17 protein-coding genes are annotated in these 19,527 nt (G+C 74.1%); 13 read left to right on the top strand and 4 right to left on the bottom strand.

What is annotated here, in order from left to right; translation table 11 throughout:
- Positions 1 to 25 precede the first annotated feature (25 nt).
- The 3 genes from ON36_RS11610 to ON36_RS11600 all read right to left on the bottom strand — a co-directional run bounded on the left by ON36_RS11610 (position 26) and on the right by ON36_RS11600 (position 3,868).
- Complete coding sequence (locus tag ON36_RS11610) at positions 26 to 2,251, bottom strand: ATP-binding protein (RefSeq protein WP_043651269.1); 2,226 nt, start codon at positions 2,249 to 2,251, stop codon at positions 26 to 28.
- Positions 2,252 to 2,443: 192 nt separating this feature from the next.
- Positions 2,444 to 3,079, bottom strand: coding sequence for a hypothetical protein (locus ON36_RS11605; RefSeq protein ID WP_043651267.1), 636 nt, complete (start codon positions 3,077 to 3,079; stop codon positions 2,444 to 2,446).
- Positions 3,080 to 3,181: 102 nt separating this feature from the next.
- Positions 3,182 to 3,868 carry a hypothetical protein gene (locus ON36_RS11600; RefSeq protein ID WP_043651264.1) on the bottom strand — a complete coding sequence of 229 codons (687 nt, stop codon included), beginning with the start codon at positions 3,866 to 3,868 and terminating at the stop codon, positions 3,182 to 3,184.
- Positions 3,869 to 3,947: 79 nt separating this feature from the next.
- On the opposite strand from ON36_RS11600, the gene ON36_RS11595 reads away from it, so the two are divergent.
- The 13 genes from ON36_RS11595 (at position 3,948) to ON36_RS11535 (ending at position 18,087) form a co-directional block, all read left to right on the top strand.
- Complete coding sequence (locus tag ON36_RS11595) at positions 3,948 to 5,027, top strand: FecCD family ABC transporter permease (RefSeq protein ID WP_373281793.1); 1,080 nt, start codon at positions 3,948 to 3,950, stop codon at positions 5,025 to 5,027.
- On the top strand, positions 5,024 to 6,103 hold the full coding sequence (locus ON36_RS11590) for a FecCD family ABC transporter permease (RefSeq protein ID WP_043651263.1): 1,080 nt from the start codon (positions 5,024 to 5,026) through the stop codon (positions 6,101 to 6,103). The genes ON36_RS11595 and ON36_RS11590 overlap by 4 nt, the downstream gene beginning before the upstream one ends.
- Positions 6,104 to 6,106: 3 nt before the next feature.
- The gene (locus ON36_RS11585; protein WP_043651262.1) at positions 6,107 to 6,931 is read left to right on the top strand and encodes an ABC transporter ATP-binding protein; all 825 of its coding nucleotides are present in this window, start codon (positions 6,107 to 6,109) and stop codon (positions 6,929 to 6,931) included.
- Between the two features lie 71 nt (positions 6,932 to 7,002).
- The gene (locus ON36_RS11580; RefSeq protein ID WP_043651259.1) at positions 7,003 to 7,383 is read left to right on the top strand and encodes a BlaI/MecI/CopY family transcriptional regulator; all 381 of its coding nucleotides are present in this window, start codon (positions 7,003 to 7,005) and stop codon (positions 7,381 to 7,383) included.
- A gap of 63 nt (positions 7,384 to 7,446) precedes the next feature.
- Positions 7,447 to 8,388 carry a M56 family metallopeptidase gene (locus ON36_RS11575; RefSeq protein WP_043651258.1) on the top strand — a complete coding sequence of 314 codons (942 nt, stop codon included), beginning with the start codon at positions 7,447 to 7,449 and terminating at the stop codon, positions 8,386 to 8,388.
- A gap of 143 nt (positions 8,389 to 8,531) precedes the next feature.
- Positions 8,532 to 10,043 carry a DEAD/DEAH box helicase gene (locus ON36_RS11570; RefSeq protein WP_043651316.1) on the top strand — a complete coding sequence of 504 codons (1,512 nt, stop codon included), beginning with the start codon at positions 8,532 to 8,534 and terminating at the stop codon, positions 10,041 to 10,043.
- Positions 10,044 to 10,595: 552 nt separating this feature from the next.
- Complete coding sequence (locus tag ON36_RS11565; RefSeq protein ID WP_043651256.1) at positions 10,596 to 11,447, top strand: DMT family transporter; 852 nt, start codon at positions 10,596 to 10,598, stop codon at positions 11,445 to 11,447.
- 61 nt (positions 11,448 to 11,508) lie between these two features.
- Entirely contained in the window at positions 11,509 to 12,948 is a 1,440-nt protein-coding gene (locus ON36_RS11560) for a GuaB1 family IMP dehydrogenase-related protein (RefSeq protein ID WP_043651254.1), read from the top strand.
- A gap of 351 nt (positions 12,949 to 13,299) precedes the next feature.
- Positions 13,300 to 14,685, top strand: a complete 1,386-nt coding sequence (locus ON36_RS11555; protein ID WP_043651252.1) for a hemolysin family protein — start codon at positions 13,300 to 13,302, stop codon at positions 14,683 to 14,685.
- Positions 14,678 to 15,742, top strand: a complete 1,065-nt coding sequence (locus ON36_RS11550) for a hemolysin family protein (RefSeq protein ID WP_043651250.1) — start codon at positions 14,678 to 14,680, stop codon at positions 15,740 to 15,742. The genes ON36_RS11555 and ON36_RS11550 overlap by 8 nt, the downstream gene beginning before the upstream one ends.
- Positions 15,743 to 15,847: 105 nt before the next feature.
- The gene (locus ON36_RS11545) at positions 15,848 to 16,234 is read left to right on the top strand and encodes a beta-sandwich lipoprotein (RefSeq protein ID WP_043651247.1); all 387 of its coding nucleotides are present in this window, start codon (positions 15,848 to 15,850) and stop codon (positions 16,232 to 16,234) included.
- Positions 16,235 to 16,274: 40 nt separating this feature from the next.
- Positions 16,275 to 17,114, top strand: a complete 840-nt coding sequence (locus ON36_RS11540; RefSeq protein WP_043651244.1) for a LysR family transcriptional regulator — start codon at positions 16,275 to 16,277, stop codon at positions 17,112 to 17,114.
- Positions 17,115 to 17,178: 64 nt separating this feature from the next.
- Positions 17,179 to 18,087, top strand: a complete 909-nt coding sequence (locus ON36_RS11535; protein ID WP_373281792.1) for a 3-methyladenine DNA glycosylase — start codon at positions 17,179 to 17,181, stop codon at positions 18,085 to 18,087.
- Positions 18,088 to 18,094: 7 nt separating this feature from the next.
- Here the strand turns inward: ON36_RS11535 and ON36_RS11530 are convergent, their stop codons facing one another.
- Complete coding sequence (locus tag ON36_RS11530; RefSeq protein WP_245558042.1) at positions 18,095 to 19,306, bottom strand: molybdopterin-binding protein; 1,212 nt, start codon at positions 19,304 to 19,306, stop codon at positions 18,095 to 18,097.
- Positions 19,307 to 19,527 lie beyond the last annotated feature (221 nt).

Below are 19,527 nucleotides of genomic sequence, written 5' to 3'. Positions count from 1 at the left end.
AGCTTAACAGCCGTCACCCGGCGCGTCACCGGGGGTGGACCGGCGGCCGCGCCGCGACCTCCAGCCAGAACGAGCCGTGCGTGTGCGAGCCCGTGATCGCCAGCGCCGCAGCGGGTTCCGTGCGATGCCAGCGGTCGGCCAGGCGCTCGGCGACCGCGGGTTCGACGTCGCCGACCACGCTGACGACCAGCGCGCCGTCCTCGTCGGCGGCGACCAGCCGGGCGGCGGTCCGGACGGCGGCCAGCACCGCGCCGACGGACTCGGTGGCCGCCGCGACCTGCCCCGGCGCCAGGCGGGGCAGGTCGCCGCCCGCCTCGACGGTGACCGCGACCCCGCGCTCCTCGGCGTCGTCGATGTGGGCCGAGAGTTGTTCGAAGAGGGGGTGATCCAGGCAGTCGAAGCGCGCGAACAACCGGCGGAGGCGGTCGTGCTCGGCGCGGGCGGCGCGCCGGACGGCGGGGTCGTCGGGTGCGTGCGTGCCGTCGGCGAGCCCGCGCAGCAGCGGCAGGGTGGTGCGCAGCCGCTCGCGATACCTTCTGCGGCAATCGGTCTCGAGGACCCGCTCGATCCGCGCCGCGCCCTCGGCGGCGCGGCGGGCGCGGTCCCGCTCCCCGATCGCGCGCACCGCCCCCGCGACCACGGTGGCCAGCACGCCCACCAGGATCTCGGCGAACAGGATGGGCGCGGTGTAGAGCCCGTAGAGGGGCAGCGCGCCCGGGCGCACGGCCGCCACGGACACCCCGATCGCGGCCCACCACAGCACGAGCGCGCCGACGGTCAGCCCGCCGGGCTGTCGCAACCCGATCACCACCAGCACCCAGCCGACGGTGCTGATCGGCCAGTTCACCACGGTGAACACCAGCGAATCGGGCAGGATCGCGCAGTACACGAGCGCGGCGGCGATCATGGCGGCCATCAGCGCGGCGGCGCGGCGGCGCGAGAGCGGGACGAGCACCGCCGTCGTCGCGACGGCCACGGTCACGAGGGTGCCCGCGAGGTCGACCGGCCACGGGGCGCCGGGACCCGCCTCGATCCGGCCGATCACCGTCTGCAGCACGGCGTTGCCGACCGCCATCGCGGCCAGCCCGACGGCCAGCCGGGTGCGCACCCGCTCGACACGATCGAGCGGATCCGGCCCGGACGCGACGGGAGCGGCGTCCGGCCAGGTCAGCTCGACGCGGGTGCCCCCGCCCGCCGCCGGGCCGATCTCGGCGTCGCCGCCGACCGCCCGCAGGCGCCCCACGATGGACATGCCGATCCCGTGCCGCGTCCGGTCGCCGTCCGGCCGGGCACTCGGGCCGCGTCCGTCGTCGACCAGCACCACCCGGCCGGGCGCGAGCTCCACGCGGACCCGGCTCGCCCCGGCGTGGCGGTCCACGTTGGCCAGCGCCTCGCGGGCCGCCGCCGCGACGGCCCACCCGATCTCGCCCGGCACGGGGACCGACGCGGGCCCGTGGCGCACCACGGGGGTGCGTGTGCGCCGGATCGGCTCGTCCAGCGCCCGCGCGAGGTCGGTGGTGGCGGGCCGGGTCAGCGGGACGCCGGCCTCGAGCGCCTCGACGTCGGCGGCGGCCTGGGCGGCGAGCCTGCCGCGGTCGAGGGGCGTGCCCGCGCCGACCAGCATCAGGGTGGCCGCGGCGGTGTCGTGCAGAACCGCCCACTGTTCGCGCTGGTAGCGGCGTTTGGCGGCCGCGATGTCGCGGCGCAGCCGGGCGGCGGCGAGCGCGGCCCCCGCGTCGTCCTCCTGGGCGGCCACGGTCAGCACCACGGCGCGGATGCCGACGGTGAGCAGCCACACCACCGGCAGGTAGGCGACGGTGAAGGTGGTCAGCACGGTGGCGGCGGGCGCCGCGCGGAACGACAGCACGGTCACCAGCAGCACCGCCCCGGCGCCGAGCGCCGAGGCCGCCACCGGCCGAGCGAGGGCGCCGGAGATGATCGAACAGGCGGCGATCTTGGTCTGCGGGGCCGCGCCGATCAGCAGCGGGTCGGTCGTCACCGTGACGGAGGACGCCACGTAGATCAGCGCGACGACGAGGTCCGCGGTTTCCCAGCGCGGTCCCGTGCGCGGCCGCAGCAACCGGGCGGCTGACCAGGCCACCAGCCCGACGGTGGCCGCCACGCTCGGATCGCCGGGCAGGAACAGCGCGCAGACCGCGACGAGCGCGCAGCTCACGTGCCGGAACCGCACCGCGATCCCCGCCATCGTCTCCGCCACACCGATCCGGGTCGCGCCGTACTCCCGGCCCATGGCGCGGCATGTTACCGGTCGGCAACCGGCCCGCCGCCGCGCCCGGGGAGCCGGCGGTGGTCGTGCCTACCCCCTTGCCCAGGCACGACCACGCACCGTCCGACGGTCCGGTCGGCCTGCGCGACCGGACGCGGGCGATGGTGTCACGAACACCGGGGCCCGCGGTATCGGGTGAACACCCGACACGGGCGGTCACACGGCGCGGGTCTTGATGGCGTCGTGGGAGATGAAGACGTCGTACTCGCCCGGCGTCGCGATGACGGCGTTGCCGTAGGCCGAGCGGACGAAGGGGTTGGTGTACCAGCGCTTTTCGTTCATGTCGGTGAAGAAGTCGCGGTCGTCACCGGCGAGCATGATCTGGTGCTGGGTGACCGGCGCGCCGTCGAGCCGCTGGCCGTACAGCCGCGACACGCGATAGCCGGAGTGGAAGCCGAGCGCGTTGACCCACGGGTGCAGTTCCACCAGATCGGCCTGCAGGACCCACAGGTCGCCCTCGACCTGGAAGGTGGACCGGTCGGTGATCTCGTCGCCGTCGAAGAGGGTGAGTTCGATGTCGAGCCGATGCTGCTGGCCCGCGACGGGTGTGGCGACCACGCGGGCCGCGCGGATCTCCCCGCTGAGCCCGAGATAGGTCTGCAGCAACGTGGCGATCCACAACAGCACCACCGCGACGAGCAGGACCACGAGACCCGGTAGCCCGCGGCCGATCGCCGCGCGCGGCTTCGAACGCCGCACCGCGAGCACCGCCCACACCAGCAGGGCGAGGCCGATCAGGATCAGAAGGAACAGGCCGATCTGCACGGCGCCGAATCGCACCGGGAAACTCATGGGTTCGTTATACCCTGCGCGACAGCGGAGTTCGCGCCGATCGGGGGAACATCCGGTCGCGGTGCCGCGCGCCGGGCCGGGCGCGCGGCACCACGGCGCGGGTCAGCGGTTCACGTTGCCACGGCGGACCGGGAGCCCGCGTTCCTCCAGCGCGGACATGATGAGCTGGCCGCGGTGGGCGCCCAGCGCCTCGTCCATGCCGTTGAGGGCGGGGACGTAGGTGGCCGCGCCGCAGACGGATTCGCCGAGCAGGGACCAGAAGCGGCGGGGCGCGAGGCCGGTCGAGCGGGTCAGGTGCAGGCCGACCAGTTCCAGCGAGGCCGCGCAGCGGTTGGCCAGCCAGACGGCGACGGCGTGCTCACCGGGCAGCGCCACCATCCCCGGATGGACGCCGGCGGACCGAAGAGTGATGTCGGACAGGCCCGCCCAGTCGATGCCGCCGTCGTTGTCGTGGTGGATCCAGATGTTGTCCGGGCCCGGGTCCCAGGCCTGCCCGGTGGCGACGAACAGGGCGGTGACCCGGCCCGCGACGGCGTGCACGAGGGCGGTGCCGACCACCTCGGCGGCGACCTCGTCGGAGACCATCTCGGCGGCGTGCCTGCGGTACATGAGGTCGAGACGGCCCTCGCGCAGGCCGGTCCGCAACTGCCACCAACGACGTTTGCCCTGCTCACACATGGCGGCCGGCGCGTAGACCCGCGGATAGTCGGGTTGCAGCGCACGCAGCCGCACACACGCGCGATCGAACGCGGCGGTGGCGGGGGTCGTCGTGATGACGGGCTCGGACATCGAACCTCCTCGAGCGTGTTGGGTTCCCGTGACGTTCCTGTCGGGGAACATAGGTTAGGCTTACCAGACTTTGCAACACATGTCCGGTTCGAGGCAGGAGAAGTTCGCCACCGTGACCCACCAAGGGACTGTCAGACGCCGTCGTCTGACCGGGCTCGTCCTGCTCGCGTTGTTACTCGGTGCGGCCGTGCTCGCCAGCATCGCCCTCGGCTCTCGCCTGCTCGCTCCGGCCACGGTGGCCGACGCCCTCACGCACGCGCTCGGCTGCGCAGGCGGCCCGTTCCAGTGCCCGGCCGCCTCCACCGCCGAGGAGATCGTGCGGGAACTGCGTCTGCCGCGCACCGCGCTGGCCCTGGTGACCGGTCTGGCCCTGGGCACGGCGGGCGCGCTCATCCAGGGATATACCCGGAATCCGCTCGCTGATTCCGGATTGCTCGGACTCAACGCGGGAGCGGCGTTCCTCGCGGCGTGCGGCGTCTACTTCTTCGGGTTCACCGCGCCCGAACAGTACATCTGGTTCGCCTTCGCGGGCGCGGCGATCGCGGGTGTCGTGGTCTTCGGCGTGTCCTCCCTGGGCGGCGGCAAGGCGAGCCCGCTGAGCCTGGTGCTGGCGGGCGCGGCGGTGACGGCCTTCCTGCAGGCCATGACCAACGCGGTGGTGCTGCTCGACCCGGCCGCGCTCGACACCTACCGCTTCTGGGTGGTCGGCACGGTCAACGGGCGCGACGCCGCGGTCTTCTGGCAGGTGCTGCCCTTCCTCGCGATCGGCCTCGTCCTCGCCATGGCCGCCGCGCCGAGCCTGAACCTGCTCGGCCTCGGCGACGACGTGGCGCGCGGGCTCGGGCTGAACATCGGCCGGGCCCGCGCGCACGGGCTGCTCGCGGTGGTGCTGCTCAGCGGCGCCGCCACCGCGGCCGTCGGGCCGATCGCCTTCCTCGGGCTGATCGTCCCGCACCTGGCGCGCGCCGTCACCGGGCCCGACAACCGGTGGCTGCTGCCCTACTCCGGCCTCCTCGGCGCGCTGCTGCTGCTCGTGGCCGATACGCTCGGGCGCGTGGTGGCACGACCGGGGGAATTGCAGGTGGGCGTCGTGCTGGCCGTGGTCGGCGCGCCGTTCTTCATCGCGCTGGTGCGCCGCAAGAAGCTGGTGAGCGTGTGACCGAGTTGCAGACGGCGCGGCCCGCGGTCCGCGTCGGCCCCGCCTCCTTCGTCCTGCGGCCGCGCATGGTCGCCGTCGTCGCGGTCCTCGCGCTGCTGGTGTTCGCGGCGTTCTGCCTCGACATCGCGGTGGGCGACACCCCCATCGCCCTCGGCAAGGTCCTCGACGTGCTCGGCGGCGGCGGCACGCGCGCGCAGCGCTTCATCATCCTGGACACGCGCCTGCCGCGGGCGCTGGCCGCGGTGCTGGTCGGCGCCGCGCTCGGCCTGTCCGGCGCGATCATGCAGTCCGTCCTGCACAACCCGCTGGCGGCCCCCGACATGCTCGGCATCACCGCGGGCGCGAGCTTCGGCGCGGTCGCGATGATCGTCGTCGCGGGCGGCTCGACCTCCAGCCTGCTCGCCGCGCTCGGCATGCCCGCGGTGGCGCTGGTGTGCGGCCTGGCGACCGCCGTCGTCATCTACCTGCTGGCCTGGGGGCGCGGGGCGAACGGAGAGCTCGGCGTGACGGGGCTGCGTCTCGTCCTCATCGGCATCGGCGTCAACGCCGTGCTCATGGCCGCGATCACCTGGCTGCTCACCCTGGCCGACTACAACGACGCCGCGCACGCCACCCGGTGGCTCAACGGCTCGCTGGACTCGGTCACCCGCGCGCAACTGGTGCCCGCCGCGATCGCGGTCGCGGTGGTGACCGTGATCGCCCTGGTCTCGGCGCGGACGCTGGCGGCGCTGCGCCTCGGCGAGGACTCCACCCGCGTGCTCGGCGTCCGGATCCAGTCGCAGCAGGCGCTGCTCGTCGGCGCGTCGGTGGTGGCCTCCTCGGTGGCGACCTCGGTCGCCGGGCCGGTCGGGTTCGTCGCCCTCGCCGCGCCGCAGATCGCGCGCCGGCTGCTGCGCACCGCCGGGGAACCGCTGGTCGGCTCGGCCGTGGTGGGGGCCCTGCTGGTGACCGCGGCCGACGTGGCCGCACGCGGCCTGCTGCCGGTCGACCTGCCCGTCGGCATCCTCACCGCCGCCTTCGGCGGCCCGTTCCTGCTCTACCTGCTCGTGTCGATGAACCGGAAGGCGACAATCTAAGCCATGACCACCGCGCATCATCGGCTCGCCGCCGAGAAGGTCAGCCTCGGCTACGGCGACCGGGTCATCGTCGACGGCCTCGATCTCGACATCGCACCGGGCGTCGTCACCACCGTCATCGGGCCCAACGGCTGCGGCAAGTCCACGCTGCTGCGCTCGCTCGGCCGCTTGCTGCGTCCGCGCACCGGGCAGGTCGTGCTGGACGGCAAGGCCATCTCGACCATGCGGACCAAGGACGTGGCCCGGGTGGTCGGCATGCTGCCGCAGACGCCGATCGCCCCCGAGGGGCTGACCGTGGCCGACCTGGTCGCGCGCGGACGCCACCCGCACCAGTCCTGGCTGCGGCAGTGGTCGGCCGACGACGAGACCGAGGTCGCCGCCGCCCTCGAGCAGACCGGCATCGGCGACCTCGCGGGCCGCAGCCTCGACGAGCTGTCGGGCGGGCAGCGCCAGCGCGCCTGGATCTCCATGGCCCTGGCCCAGGGCACCGACATCCTGCTGCTGGACGAACCGACCACCTACCTGGACCTGGCGCACTCCCTCGAGGTCCTCGACCTGGTCGACCGGCTGCACCACGAATTCGGGCGCACGGTGGTCATGGTGCTGCACGATCTGAACCTGGCCATCCGCTACAGCGACGAGCTGGTCGTCATGTCGGCGGGCCGGATCGTGGCCCGCGGCAAGCCGGCCGACGTGGTGTCGGCGGAGTTGCTGCGCGAGGTGTTCGGGCTCGAGGCGTCGGTGCTGACCGACCCGGTCTCGGGTCGCCCGATGATCGTGCCGATCGGCACCCGGCACGTGCGCGGCGCGGCCGGGTATGACGAATGACACAACAGCAAACCCCCGGTTACGACGACCTGTAGTACGCATGTTTGTCGTTGAGTCCTTAAACTTGTGGGATGGCAGGACTCGGCGAACTCGAAAAAGCGGTCATGGACCAGTTGTGGTCGGCCGACGAACCGCAGACGGTGCGGCAGGTCCACGAAGCACTGGCCGCACGACGCGAGCTCGCGTACACCACGGTCATGACGGTGCTCCAGCGACTGGCCAAGAAGAATCTGGTGGTGCAGCGGCGCGACGATCGCGCGCACCGATACGCACCCGTGCACACCCGCGACGAACTGGTCGCCAGCCTCATGGTCGACGCCCTCCAGCAGGCCGAGGAGGCGGGCTCCCGCGCCGCGGCGCTGGTGCACTTCGTCGAGCAGGTGGGCAAGGACGAGGCCGATGCGCTGCGGGAGGCCCTGGCAAAGCTCGAAGCCGACGAGCACAACAGCTAGACTGCCCAGCGGCCTCACAACGACGTGAGTGCCCCTGGCCCCACAACGACGTGAGCAGAGTCGATGAACGCAACCGCGGCGGTTTTCGCCGGTCTCGCCTTGCTTCTCGCGGGGCCTGTTCCAGCGCTGCTGAGCAGGGCGAAATGGGTGTACCGCACCCCGCGTGCCGCTCTCGTGCTGTGGCAGGCGATCGCGCTGGCAGCCGTGCTCAGCGCCTTCGGCTCCGGGCTGGCCATCGCCAGCCTGCTGCTCGTCCCCGGCCCCGACGGTAGGCCGACCACCTCCCCCACCAAGGAGATCGACGCGCTCGGTCTGCCGCTGTGGACGGTCTACGTCCTGGTGTTCGCGCTCACCCTGCTCATCGGCGCGCGCCTGATGTTCTCCGCGGTCCGGGTCGGCATCCACACCCGCCGCCGCCGCGCCAAGCACCGCATGCTCGTCGACCTGCTCGATCAGAGCGGGCCCCTCCGGCGCGCCGCCGACATCCGCGTGCTCGCCGCCACCGAGCCCATCGCCTACTGCCTGCCCGGCCTCCGGCAGCGCGTCGTCCTCAGCGAAGGCACCCTGACCAGCCTCGACGAGTCCGAGGTCACCGCGATCGTCAGCCACGAGCGCTCGCACCTGCGCGCCCGCCACGACCTGGTGCTCGAGGCGTTCACCGCCGTGCACGAGGCCTTTCCCCGCGTCGTGCGCAGCCAGGCCGCGCTCGGCTCGGTGAAACTGCTCATCGAACTGCTCGCCGACGACTCCGCGGTCAAGGTCACCGGGCCGAAGCCGCTGGCCCGCGCCCTGGTGGCCTGCGCGAAGTCGACCGCGCCGCAGGGTGCGCTCGCCGCGGGCGGCCCGACCACCCTCATCCGGATCCAGCGCCTCAGCAGCGCGGGCCTCGGCGACATGCGCGTCGCCGCGGCCGCCTACCTCGGCTCGGCGGCCATCCTCGTGGTGCCGACCTACGCGGTCGCCGTGCCGTGGCTGGTCGAGCTGAGCCGACTCTTCCGCGGCTGACCTGCGCGTTTCCCACAATCCGGCCGGACCGCCTACCCTGGATGGTCGGTCCGTCTCTGCAGGGCCGCGACCCGGCCGCGTGCCGGGTGATCGTGAACCGGCCCTCCGTCCGGTGCGATCCGCAGCCCCGAGGAAAGGCCACCGTGTCCACCGTTTCACGTCCCGAACCGACTTTCGCCGACCTAGGCCTGCCCGTGCCGCTGGTCCAGGCCCTGCGCCGCAACGGCATCGAGGCCCCCTTCCCGATCCAGGCCGCCACCATCGGCGACGCCCTGGCCGGCCGCGACGTCCTCGGCCGCGGCCCCACCGGCTCCGGCAAGACCCTGGCCTTCGGCCTGCCCATGCTGGCCCGCCTCGCCGGCTCCCCCGCCGCCCCCGGCCGCCCGCGCGGCCTGGTACTGGTCCCGACCCGCGAGCTGGCCGCCCAGATCGAGAAGGCCCTCGACGAGGCCGCGCTCGCCCTCGGCCTGCGGGTCGCCTCCGTGGTCGGCGGCGCGCCGATCAAGCGCCAGGCCGACCGGCTCGCCCGCGGCGTCGACCTGCTCATCGCCACCCCCGGCCGCCTCGACGACCTGATCAAGCAGGGCTCGGCCGACCTGTCCCAGGTGAGCATCACCGCCCTCGACGAGGCCGACCACATGGCCGACATGGGCTTCCTGCCGCAGGTCACCCGCCTTTTGGACCGCACCCCCGCCGGTGGCCAGCGCCTGCTGTTCTCGGCCACCCTCGACGGCGAGGTCGACAAGCTGGTCAAGCGCTACCTGCGCGAGCCCGTGACCCATTCGACCGCGCCGCCCGCCGCCGCGGTCACCACGATGTCGCACCACCTGCTGTTCGTCACGGACAAGGTGGTCAAGCGGGCGGTGGCCACCGAGATCGCCGCGCGCGAGGGCCTGACCATCATGTTCGTCCGCACCAAGCACGGCGCGGACCGGCTGGCCAAGCAGCTGCGCGGCGCGGGCGTCGCCGCGGGCGCGCTGCACGGCGGCAAGGCCCAGAACAACCGCACGCGCACGCTGGCCGCCTTCGCCGACGGCTCGGTGCCGGTGCTGGTCACCACCGACGTCGCCGCCCGCGGCATCCACGTCGACGGCGTCTCGCTGGTCGTGCACTTCGACCCGCCCGCCGAGCACAAGGCCTACCTGCACCGCGCGGGCCGCACCGCCCGCGCCGGCGAGGACGGCGTGGTCGTCACGCTGGTGACCGACGAGGAGCGCAAGGACGTCGCCGCGATGACCCGCAAGGCGGGCGTGGAGACCGAGGGCGTGGCCGTGCGGCCGGGCGACCGCGCGCTGGTGGAGATCACCGGTGCCCGCCGACCCAGCGGCGTACCGCTGGCCGCGCCGGGCGCCCCCGCCCCGCAGGCCGCCGCCCCGGCGCAGGCCGCGGCGGGTCGCCCGTCCCGCTCGCGGCGCGGAAAGCCCACCGGCGCAAGCACTTCCGGCGCCGAGTCGGGTCGCGGCCGCGGCACGGCGGGCCGTCGCCACGGCGCGACGGGCGAGGCGCGCGCCCACAAGCCCGCGGGCACCGGCGGCAGCGGGCACACCCGCGGCGCGGCCAAGTCCGCCGCGCCGCGCGACACGCCGAAGCCCGCGCGCCGACGCGCCGGTCGCCCGGCGGCCCCGGCGACCCGGCGCAACCCCGCCGCAAACTAGAAACCGGGCAGCCGACCAGGAGCGGGCCCGCACCGGGCCCGCATCCTGCGGCACCTGGCCGGCCACCCTCACCACCGCGTCACCCGCCGCATCTTCCCAGTCGCCGGCCCACTCTCACCAGCGCCATCCGGCCCCGAACCGGGCGGACCCGCCGTCACCGGCAGCAAGCCAGCCGCCCGTGCGACCAGGCCGGGGCGCCATCGCCACCGTGTCACCCGCCACATCTTCCCGGTGCCGGCCCACCCTCACCAGCGCCATCCGGCCCCGAACCGGGCGGACCCCGCCGTCACCGGCAGCAAGCTGCCCGTGCGACCGGGCCGGGGGCATCGCCACCGCGTCACACGGCCCGCGCCCATGGTCACATTCCGCCGTCGCCGGCACACCACCCGGCTCGGGCGGCCGAGCCGCGCCACCCTCCCCAGCGCGCCATTCGGCACGCGCGACCGGGCCGGGCCACCTCCCCAGCGCGCCACCCGGCACGCGCGACCGGGCCGGGCCACCTCCCCAGCGCGCCACCCGGCTCGCGCGGCCGGGCCGGGCCACACTGATCCGGTGCCGAATCATCCCGTCGCCGCGATCGTGTGCGCGCTCGTCGCCGCGCTGCTCATCGCCGTCGCCGCGGTGGCCCAGCAGCGGGCCGCCGCGGCGGTGCCCGAGGGCGCGTCGCTGGTCGCGAACCTGGTGCGGAGCCCGCGCTGGTGGGCGGGCATCGTCGGCGATCTCGGCGGGTACGGGATGCAGGTGGTGGCGCTGAGCTTCGGCGCGGTGCTGCTCGTGCAGCCGATCCTGGTCAGCGCGCTGGTGTTCGCGCTGCCGCTGTCGGCGCGGATGAACGGTCGGCGCATCACCGGCCGCGCCGCGGCCACGGCGGCCGTGCTGGTCGTCGCGCTCACGGTGTTCCTCGTCGTCGGCAGACCGACGCCCGGGAACAACGCCGCGCCGCTGCGGGAATGGTTGCCGCCGTTGACGATCCTGCTCGCGCTGGTCGCGGCCGCCACGCTCGCGGGCCTGCGCGCCGCCGCGCCGAACGCCCGGGCGCTGGCCCTCGGCGCCGCCGCCGGATCGCTGTTCGGGCTGTCGGCGGCCCTCACCGACTACGTGGTGACGTTGTTCGGCCGCGGCCCCGGCGCGGTGGTCGCCGGCTGGCAGACCTGGGCGCTGCTCGCCGCCGGACTCACCGGCTTCTACCTCCAGCAGCGCGCCTTCCACGCCGGTCCCCTCTCCTCGTCGCTGCCCGCTGCCACGGTCGCCGAGCCGCTGGCCGCCGCCTTCCTCGGCCTGACGGCCCTGGACGAACACCTGCGCACCGACGCCGCCGGGCTGGTCGTGGTCGGCCTCGCCGTCGCGGTCATGTGCTGGACCGCCGTCGCCCTGGCCCGGGAGCAGGCCGCGCCCGGTGCGTGACGCGGCCCGGTCCCCGCCGGAGTTCCCGCGCATCCTCCCGCGCGTCGCTACACTGGCCGAAGTGCGATTTCTCCCGGGACACCAGCCGCCGTACGACCTGACCTACGACGACATCTTCCTCGTCCCGAACCGGACGGACGTCGCGTCCCGGTTCGACGTGGACCTGGCGTCGGTCGACGGGACGGGCACCACCATTCCCCTCGTCGTGGCGAACATGACCGCCGTCGCGGGCCGGCGCATGGCCGAGACCGTCGCCCGGCGCGGCGGCCTGGTCGTGCTGCCGCAGGACCTGCCGATCCCGGCCGCCGCCGAGACCATCGCCTGGGTGAAGAGCCGCTCGCTCACCGCCGACACCCCGGTCGTGCTCGACCCCGAGCAGTCGGTCTCCGACGCCGTCGCGCTGATGCACAAGCGCGCGCACGGCGCGGTCGTCGTGGTCGACGGCGCGGGCAAGCCGGTCGGCGTGGTCACCGAGGCGGCCTGCGCCGACGTCGACCGGTTCGCCCGCCTGGCCGAGGTGGCCTCGACCGACTTCGTGCAGGCCCCGGTCACGGCCTCCCCGCGCGACATCTTCGACCGGCTGGCCGCCGCGCACGCGCAGCTGGCCGTGCTGACCGCCGACGACGGCACCCTGGCCGGGGTGATGACCCGCACCGGTGCGATCCGCGCGGGCATCTACACCCCCGCCGTCGACGCGGCGGGCGCGCTGCGGGTGGCCGCGGCGGTCGGCATCAACGGCGACGTGGCCGCCAAGGCGCGGGCCCTCGCCGACGCGGGCGCCGATGTCTTGGTGATCGACACCGCGCACGGGCACCAGGCCAAGATGCTCGAATCGCTGCGCGCGGTGGCCGAGCTGGACCTCGGCGTGCCGCTGGTGGCGGGCAACGTGGTCTCGGCCGAGGGCACCCGCGACCTGGCCGAGGCGGGCGCCACCATCGTCAAGGTCGGGGTCGGCCCCGGCGCCATGTGCACGACCCGCATGATGACCGGCGTCGGCCGCCCGCAGTTCTCGGCGGTGGCCGAATGCGCCGCCGCGGCACGCGAACTCGGCGTGCACGTGTGGGCCGACGGCGGTGTCCGGCACCCGCGCGACGTGGCGCTGGCGCTGGCCGCGGGCGCGTCGAACGTGATGATCGGCTCCTGGTTCGCCGGGACCTACGAGTCCCCCGGCGACCTGCGCGTCGACCGCGACGGCAACGCCTACAAGGAGAGCTTCGGCATGGCGTCCAAGCGGGCCGTCGCCGCCCGCACCGCCGCCGACAGCGGCTTCGACCGTGCCCGCAAGGCGCTGTTCGAGGAGGGCATCTCCAGCTCGCGCATGCGCCTCGATCCCGAGCGCCCCGGCGTGGAGGACCTCATCGACCACATCACCTCCGGCGTCCGCAGCGCGTGCACCTACGCCGGTGCGCGCAGCCTGCCCGAGTTCCACGACAAGGCGGTGCTCGGCGTGCAGTCCGCCGCCGGCTTCGCCGAGGGCCGCCCGCTGCCTGCCGGCTGGTAGCGCCGCGCCGTCCGCGCCGGGTGGCCCCGGTCGCGGACGGCGAACGCGCTGATCAGCGCCCCGCGACCGCCGTCGCGGGGTTTGCCGGAAGTCTGCCGGGAGAGGTGGGGCGGCACCGGCCGCGCCACCCCGGCCGGTCGGGCACTGCCGCACACGCCCGGGGACCGGTTATCATAGGTTTGCCGATCTTTCCGGCGAACCATTTCCCTTTCCCGAAAGGAACCAGTTGTCACCCGCGTCCGAGGGCGCCGTACAGGAGGGCTCCTCTACCGAGCCGGGTGACAAACCCGGCGCCCCCCTTTGCGTGGCCACCCGCCCGCAGTTCCCGTCCACCCCGTCGAGGTGTGGACGATGACGACTCTGTTCACCGTGCTCGGCCTGGTCGGCTTCGTCGCCCTGACCGCGGGCACCGCCCTGTTCGTCGCGGCGGAGTTCTCGCTCACCGCGCTCGAGCGCAGTTCCGTCGAAGCCCATGCCCGCGAGGGCGACAGCCGCGCCCGCATGGTCCGCCAGGCACACCGCACGCTGTCGTTCCAGCTCTCCGGCGCGCAGCTCGGCATCACCATCACCACCCTGATCACGGGTTTCATCGCCGAACCGGTCATCGCCCGGTTGCTCGACCCGGTGTTCACCGGCGTCGGCCTCGGCGAGCGCACCGCCCAGGGCGTCTCGCTGGCGGTGGCGCTGGTGCTGGCCACCTCGCTGTCGATGGTCTACGGCGAGCTGGTGCCCAAGAACATCGCCATCGCCGAGCCGCTGTCGGTCGCCCGCCAGACGGCGGGACCGATGATCGCGTTCTCGGCGGTCTTCTCCTGGCTGATCCGTTTCCTCAACGGCTCGGCCAACTGGATCGTGCGCAGGCTCGGCATCGAACCCGCCGAGGAGCTGCGCTCGGCCCGGTCACCGCAGGAGCTCGGTTCGCTCGTGCGCACCTCCGCGCAGCGCGGCTCGCTCGACCAGCGCACCGCGCAGGTCATGGACCGCTCGCTGGAGTTCGGCGAGCGCAGCGCCGAGGAACTGATGACCCCGCGCGTGAAGGTCGAATCCCTCGACCACGACGACACGATCGCCGACCTCATCGCCGCCTCGGCCCGCACCGGCTACTCCCGGTTCCCGGTCATCGACGGCGACCTGGACAACACCCTGGGCGTCGTCCACGTCAAGCAGGCGTTCACCCGGGCCGCGGCCGACCGCAAGCGCATCCCGCTGAGCGCGCTCGCGCAGCAGGTGCCGATCGTGCCCGCCAGCCTCGACGGCGACGAGGTGCTCGAGCGGGTCCGCGCCGACGGCATGCAGGTGGCCCTCGTCGTCGACGAGTACGGCGGCACGGCGGGCATCCTCACCATGGAGGACCTGATCGAGGAGATCCTCGGCGACGTGCGCGACGAGCACGACGAGGAGGAGCGCGACGTGCGCCGGGTGTCCGACGGCTGGGACTGCTCGGGCCTGCTGCGCATCGACGAGGTCTCGCGGGCGACCGGCTACGAGGCGCCCGAGGGCGAGTACGAGACCCTGGGCGGCCTGGTGCTGACGCAACTGGGCCGGATCCCCGCCGCCGGAGACGAGGTGGTGCTGCCCGACACCCGCGGCCGCGCCCATCACGCGGGCGAGCCCGGCGCCGAGGCGGGCGGCTGGGTCGCCCGGGTCGAGCGCATGGACGGCCGCCGCATCGACCGTGTCCGGCTGGTTCCGGTCGACGCCGCTCACCTACCGGCCAGGGAGCACAACCATGGGTGACCTGTTCGGCGTGGTCCTGACCGTCGCGCTGCTGGCGGGCAACGCGTTCTTCGTCGCGGCGGAGTTCGCCCTGATCTCGGCCCGCCGGGACCGGCTGGAGGCCCTGGTCGCGCAGGGTAAACGCAACGCGCGCACCGTGATCGAGGCAGGCGAGAACCTGTCGCTGATGCTGGCCGCGGCCCAGCTCGGCATCACCATCTGCTCGATCCTGCTCGGCCGGGTCGGCGAGCCCGCGATCGCGCACCTGATCGAGGCGCCGTTCGAGGCGCTCGGCCTGCCCGAGCAGCTGCTGCACCCGGTCGGGTTCGCGCTGGCGCTGACGCTGGTGGTGATCCTGCACATCCTGCTGGGTGAGATGGTCCCGAAGAACATCGCGCTGGCGGGCCCGGAGCGCAGCGCGCTGCTGCTGGTGCCGATCCACCTGCAGTGGTTGCGGATCGCGCGGCCGCTCATCGCGTTCTACAACCTGGTGGCGAACCTGACGCTGCGCATGCTGCGCATCGAGCCGAAGGACGAGCTGGACGCGACGGTGTCCTCGGTGGAGCTGGCCGAGATGATCGGCGAGTCCCGCTCCGAGGGGCTGCTCGACGAGGAGGAGCACCGCCGCCTCACCCAGGCGCTGGGCACCTCCGAGCGGATCGTGGCCGACGTGATGGTCCCCCTGGACAAGACGCACTCGGTCCCGTTGCGCGGCAACGGCACCACGCTCGGCGACATCGAGGCCGCGGTCACCGAGACCGGGTACTCCCGCTTCCCGGTCCGCGCCGCCGACGGGTCCCTGGTGGGGTACCTGCACGTCAAGGACGTGCTGGACAAGGTCGCCGACGACGCGGCGGGCCCGGAGACCGCGATCCCGCGCACCGACATCCGGCCGCTGCCGACCGTCAGCACCGGCGCCACGTTCTACGACGCCCTCGCCCGGTTGCGCCGCACCAGTTCCCATCTGGGCCGGGTGGTCGACACCCGCGGCAACACCGTCGGCATCGTCGCGCTCGAGGACCTGGTCGAGGAGTTCGTCGGCACGGTCCGCGACGGCACCCACCGCAACGGCGAGTGACCGCGAGCGGGGTGGGCCGGGCGCCGGTCCCACCCCGCTTGTCGGTGGACGCGGCTATCGTCGGAAGGGTGGCGCCGGAGGCACCGGCGCGGGGGGAGTTCGATGATGTCGAGGAAATTCGCGGCCGCCGTCGTGGCGGTCGCCTGCGGCGTCCTGGTGGTCACCGGCTGCGCGAGCGACGCCGACGTGGTCTCGAAGAATCTGTCCAAGGAATCCGACCAGTTCCGGATCGATCGCCGGGTGGTGTTCTTCAACGGCATCACCGACAAGTACCTGCTGTCCATCGAGGGCAAGTGCTCGATCAAGGACGAGAACGATCAGCTCGAGGTCACGTGCAAGACCGGGAACGACGAATACAAGAAGCACTTCCTCGGGCTGTCGGACAACGTGAGCTACTTCGTCGAGCAGCTCGAGGGCGCGAACGTGAGCCCATACCACTACAAGGTGATCTTCAAGCCGGAGACCATCGTCCCCGACATCGACCACCCCTGAGCCCGCCGGGACCGCGCGCGACGGCGGATACGATGCCCCCGTGGAGACCCGGGAGTTGCGCTACTTCGTCGCCGTCGCCGAGGAGCTGCACTTCGGGCGGGCGGCGCGGCGGCTCGCGATCGCGCAACCGCCGCTGTCGCGGGCCATCCGGCAGCTCGAGCGTCGGCTGGGAGTCGTACTGCTGCACCGTGCCCCGCGCGCCGTCACGCTGACCGACGCAGGATCGGTGCTGCTGCGGGAGGCCCGGGTCGCGCTCGACGCGGTCGAGGCCGCCGAGCGCCGCACGCGCCGCGCCGCCGCCGCGGGGCCGGGCATCGTCCTCGCGGTCAAGGCGGGCGCGTCCCGCGACCTGCTGTCGGCGCTGCTGGACGCCTACGCCGCCGAGGCGGGGGCCGTCCCCGTCGAGGTCGTCCTGTGCGGTCCCGGCGAGCCCGAGGGCCTGCTGCGCACCGGCGGCGCCGACGTCGCGCTCCTGCACCGTCCCTTCGACGCCACTGCCGGCTTCGACACCGAGGACCTGCACACCGAGGCACAGGTCGTCGTCCTGCCCGCGGGCCACCCGTCCGCGGGCCGGGCGCGGCTGACGACGGCCGAGATCGGCGCCCTGCCGGACCTGCCCCTGCCGCGCTGGCCCCGCCGCGACGGGAGCCACGCGGACGGGCCGGGGCCCCGGGTCGACAACTACGGCCAGCTGCTGCAGCTCATCGCGCTCGGGCGGGCCTGCGCGCTCGTGCCCGAGTCGCTGCGGGCCGAGCTGAGCGACGCCTACACGGCCGTGCCGGTGCCGGACGCGCCCCCGGTCACGACCGTGATCGCCTGGCCGCCGCACAGCCGGTCGCGGGCCGTGGCCGACCTGGTCCGTACCGCGACGCGGCTCTGACCGCCGCGCGGGCGCCGACGGGGCGGATCGCGGGCCGGTGCCGGGTTACGGGAGAATGGGCCCGGTGAGCACACACGACGGCCCGGGCGAGGGGCCCGGCCCGCGGGTCCTGCCGCGCGCCGGGTGGCAGGGCCGTGCCGAGGCGCACCGGGAGCGGATCGACGCCCTGATCGGGCCGTACCTCGCGCGCAGGGCGGCGGGTACCACCCACCCGGTCGTCGACTTCCTGTTCACCTACTACGGGCACAAGCCCGCTCAGTTGCGGCGCTGGCATCCCGGCTTCGGGGTCGGGTTGCTCGACGCGGGCGAGTACGAGGGCGCGCGCGGGTACCACCGGACCGGGGACGGGGTGTACACCGCCGACCCCGCCTACCTGCGCAAGCGCCGCGACACCCTCGAGTTCGTGGCCGAGCTGCTCGCGGCCACCGCCGACCGGCCCGCCCAGCTGTCGTGTTTCGGGCTGCACGAGTGGGCCATGGTGTACCGCACCGACGACACAAGGCACCGGGTGCCGCTGCGGCTCGGCGGCGCGGGCACCGACGCCGTGGTGGAGTCGCTGTCGTTGCGCTGCACGCATTTCGACGCGTTCCGCTTCTTCACCCCGGACGCGGTCGGCCGCAACGCCGAGCCCTTGACCCGCGCCGATCAGGTCCGCCGCGAGCAGCCGGGCTGCCTGCACGCGAACATGGACCTGTACAAGTGGGCGTTCAAGCTCACGCCGCTGATCTCCTCGGACCTCGTCGCCGACTGCTTCGAACTGGCGAGCGCCGCACGGGAACTCGACATGCGGGCCAGCCCCTACGACCTGCGCGACTACGGGTACGAGCCGGTCGCGATCGAGACGCCGGCGGGCCGCGCCGACTACGTCCGCGCGCAGTCGGCCATCGCCGAGCGGGCCGCCGGGCTGCGCGCGGAACTGCGCGCGCGCTGCGTGACGCTGCTGGACGAACTCCGCGCGGCGGCGACGCCGTAGGTCGGTCTCAGTGCGGCAGGGGCAGCATCTCGACGAGGGTGCCCCGGCCGGTCCCCGGCGGCAACACCGCCAGGGCGTGGGAGCCGATGAGTCCGGCCAGGTGCGGGGTGTGCGCGGGGCCGGTACTGCGCCACACCCCGCCGGTCTGCTGCTGCACCGGGACGATCCGGGTCACGTCGCCCTCCGTGAAGGCGGCGTCGGACAGCCTGCCCCACAGGGTCGCGCCGGGTGAGCGCAGGGTGAGGGCGTCGACGACGGCGGGCCCGACGGCCAGCAGGGCGGCCACGGCGGCGAACGGGTTGCCGGGCAGCCCGAGCAGGACGCGGCCGTCGGGGAGCTGGGCGATGAGCGTGGAACCGCCGGGGCGGATGCCGACCCGCTCGACGACGATGTCGGCGCCGAGGTCGGCGAGCAGGGCGCGCAGGTGGTCGGCCGCGCCGCGGCCGGTGGCCCCGACCATGATCACCAGGTCGGCGCTGGAACGCAGGGCGAGCCAGGTGCGTAGGAGGTCGTGACCGTCGGCGACGTGCCACAGGCCGGTGCTCTCGATGTCGCAGCGGCGCAGGAACTCCGGCAGGACCGGGCCGAGCGAGTCGCGGGTCTCGCCGTGCGCGAGCGGGCCGACGACGCGGATCTCGTCGCCGGTCATCACCACGTCGGCGCGCAACGGCCCGCGGACGGTGAGGGTCTCGGTCTCCGCGCTCAGCGCCGCCGAGGCCAGCGCAGCGCACACGCGGGTGCCCGCGGCGGCCAGCTGCACGCCGCTGTTCCAGTTCTCGCCCGCGCGGCGGGTGTCGTCGCGCACCGGCGCGCCGGGCGCCCGCATGACCACGGGCGCGCCCGAGACCGTCGTGGTGACGATGTGCTCGTCGCGCAGCGTCGCGGTGGCGCCGAGCGGGGTCGCCGCGCCGGTCGCGATGCGCACGGCCTCGCCGGGCGCGAGGACCAGGGCGCCGGTGGTGCGGCCCGCGTAGCGGACCGTGTCGTGCAGCCGCCACCAGGGGCCGGGGCCCGCGACGGCGTAGCCGTCCATGGCCGCGGTGTCGACGCGCGGCAGCTGGGTCCCGGTGGTGAGCGGTTCGGCCAGGGTCGAGCCGACGGCCTCGGCGGCGGGCCGCTCGGTGACCGGCCGCGGGGCCAGCCGGGTCCGGATCACCGCCCGTGCCCGGTCGAGCCCGCACCCGGCCACCGGGGTCACCACGCCTGCCTGTGCGCTCACCACTCGCTCCGCCTCCGCCACGTCACCGACACTCCGCCCCATCGTCCGCAGTGGCCGTTGCCTGCGATTTTCTGGGCAGTTGCACCGCGATGACGTTGTGCTCACCTGACCGGCCGCCCCCGCGTGCGGGTTCGGACACATGCGGCGTCGCCCGGGCGGCGCGCTACTCCGGGGCGATGCCCCGCGCGGTCAGCGCCATGCCGAGGAAGCCGAGCTCCTTG

It is taken from the genome of Nocardia thailandica NBRC 100428, assembly GCF_000308795.1.
GTDB classification, from domain to species: Bacteria; Actinomycetota; Actinomycetes; order Mycobacteriales; family Mycobacteriaceae; genus Nocardia; species Nocardia thailandica.
Note: the sequence above shows the minus strand (reverse complement) of the source record. Positions and strands in the feature narration are given on the sequence as shown.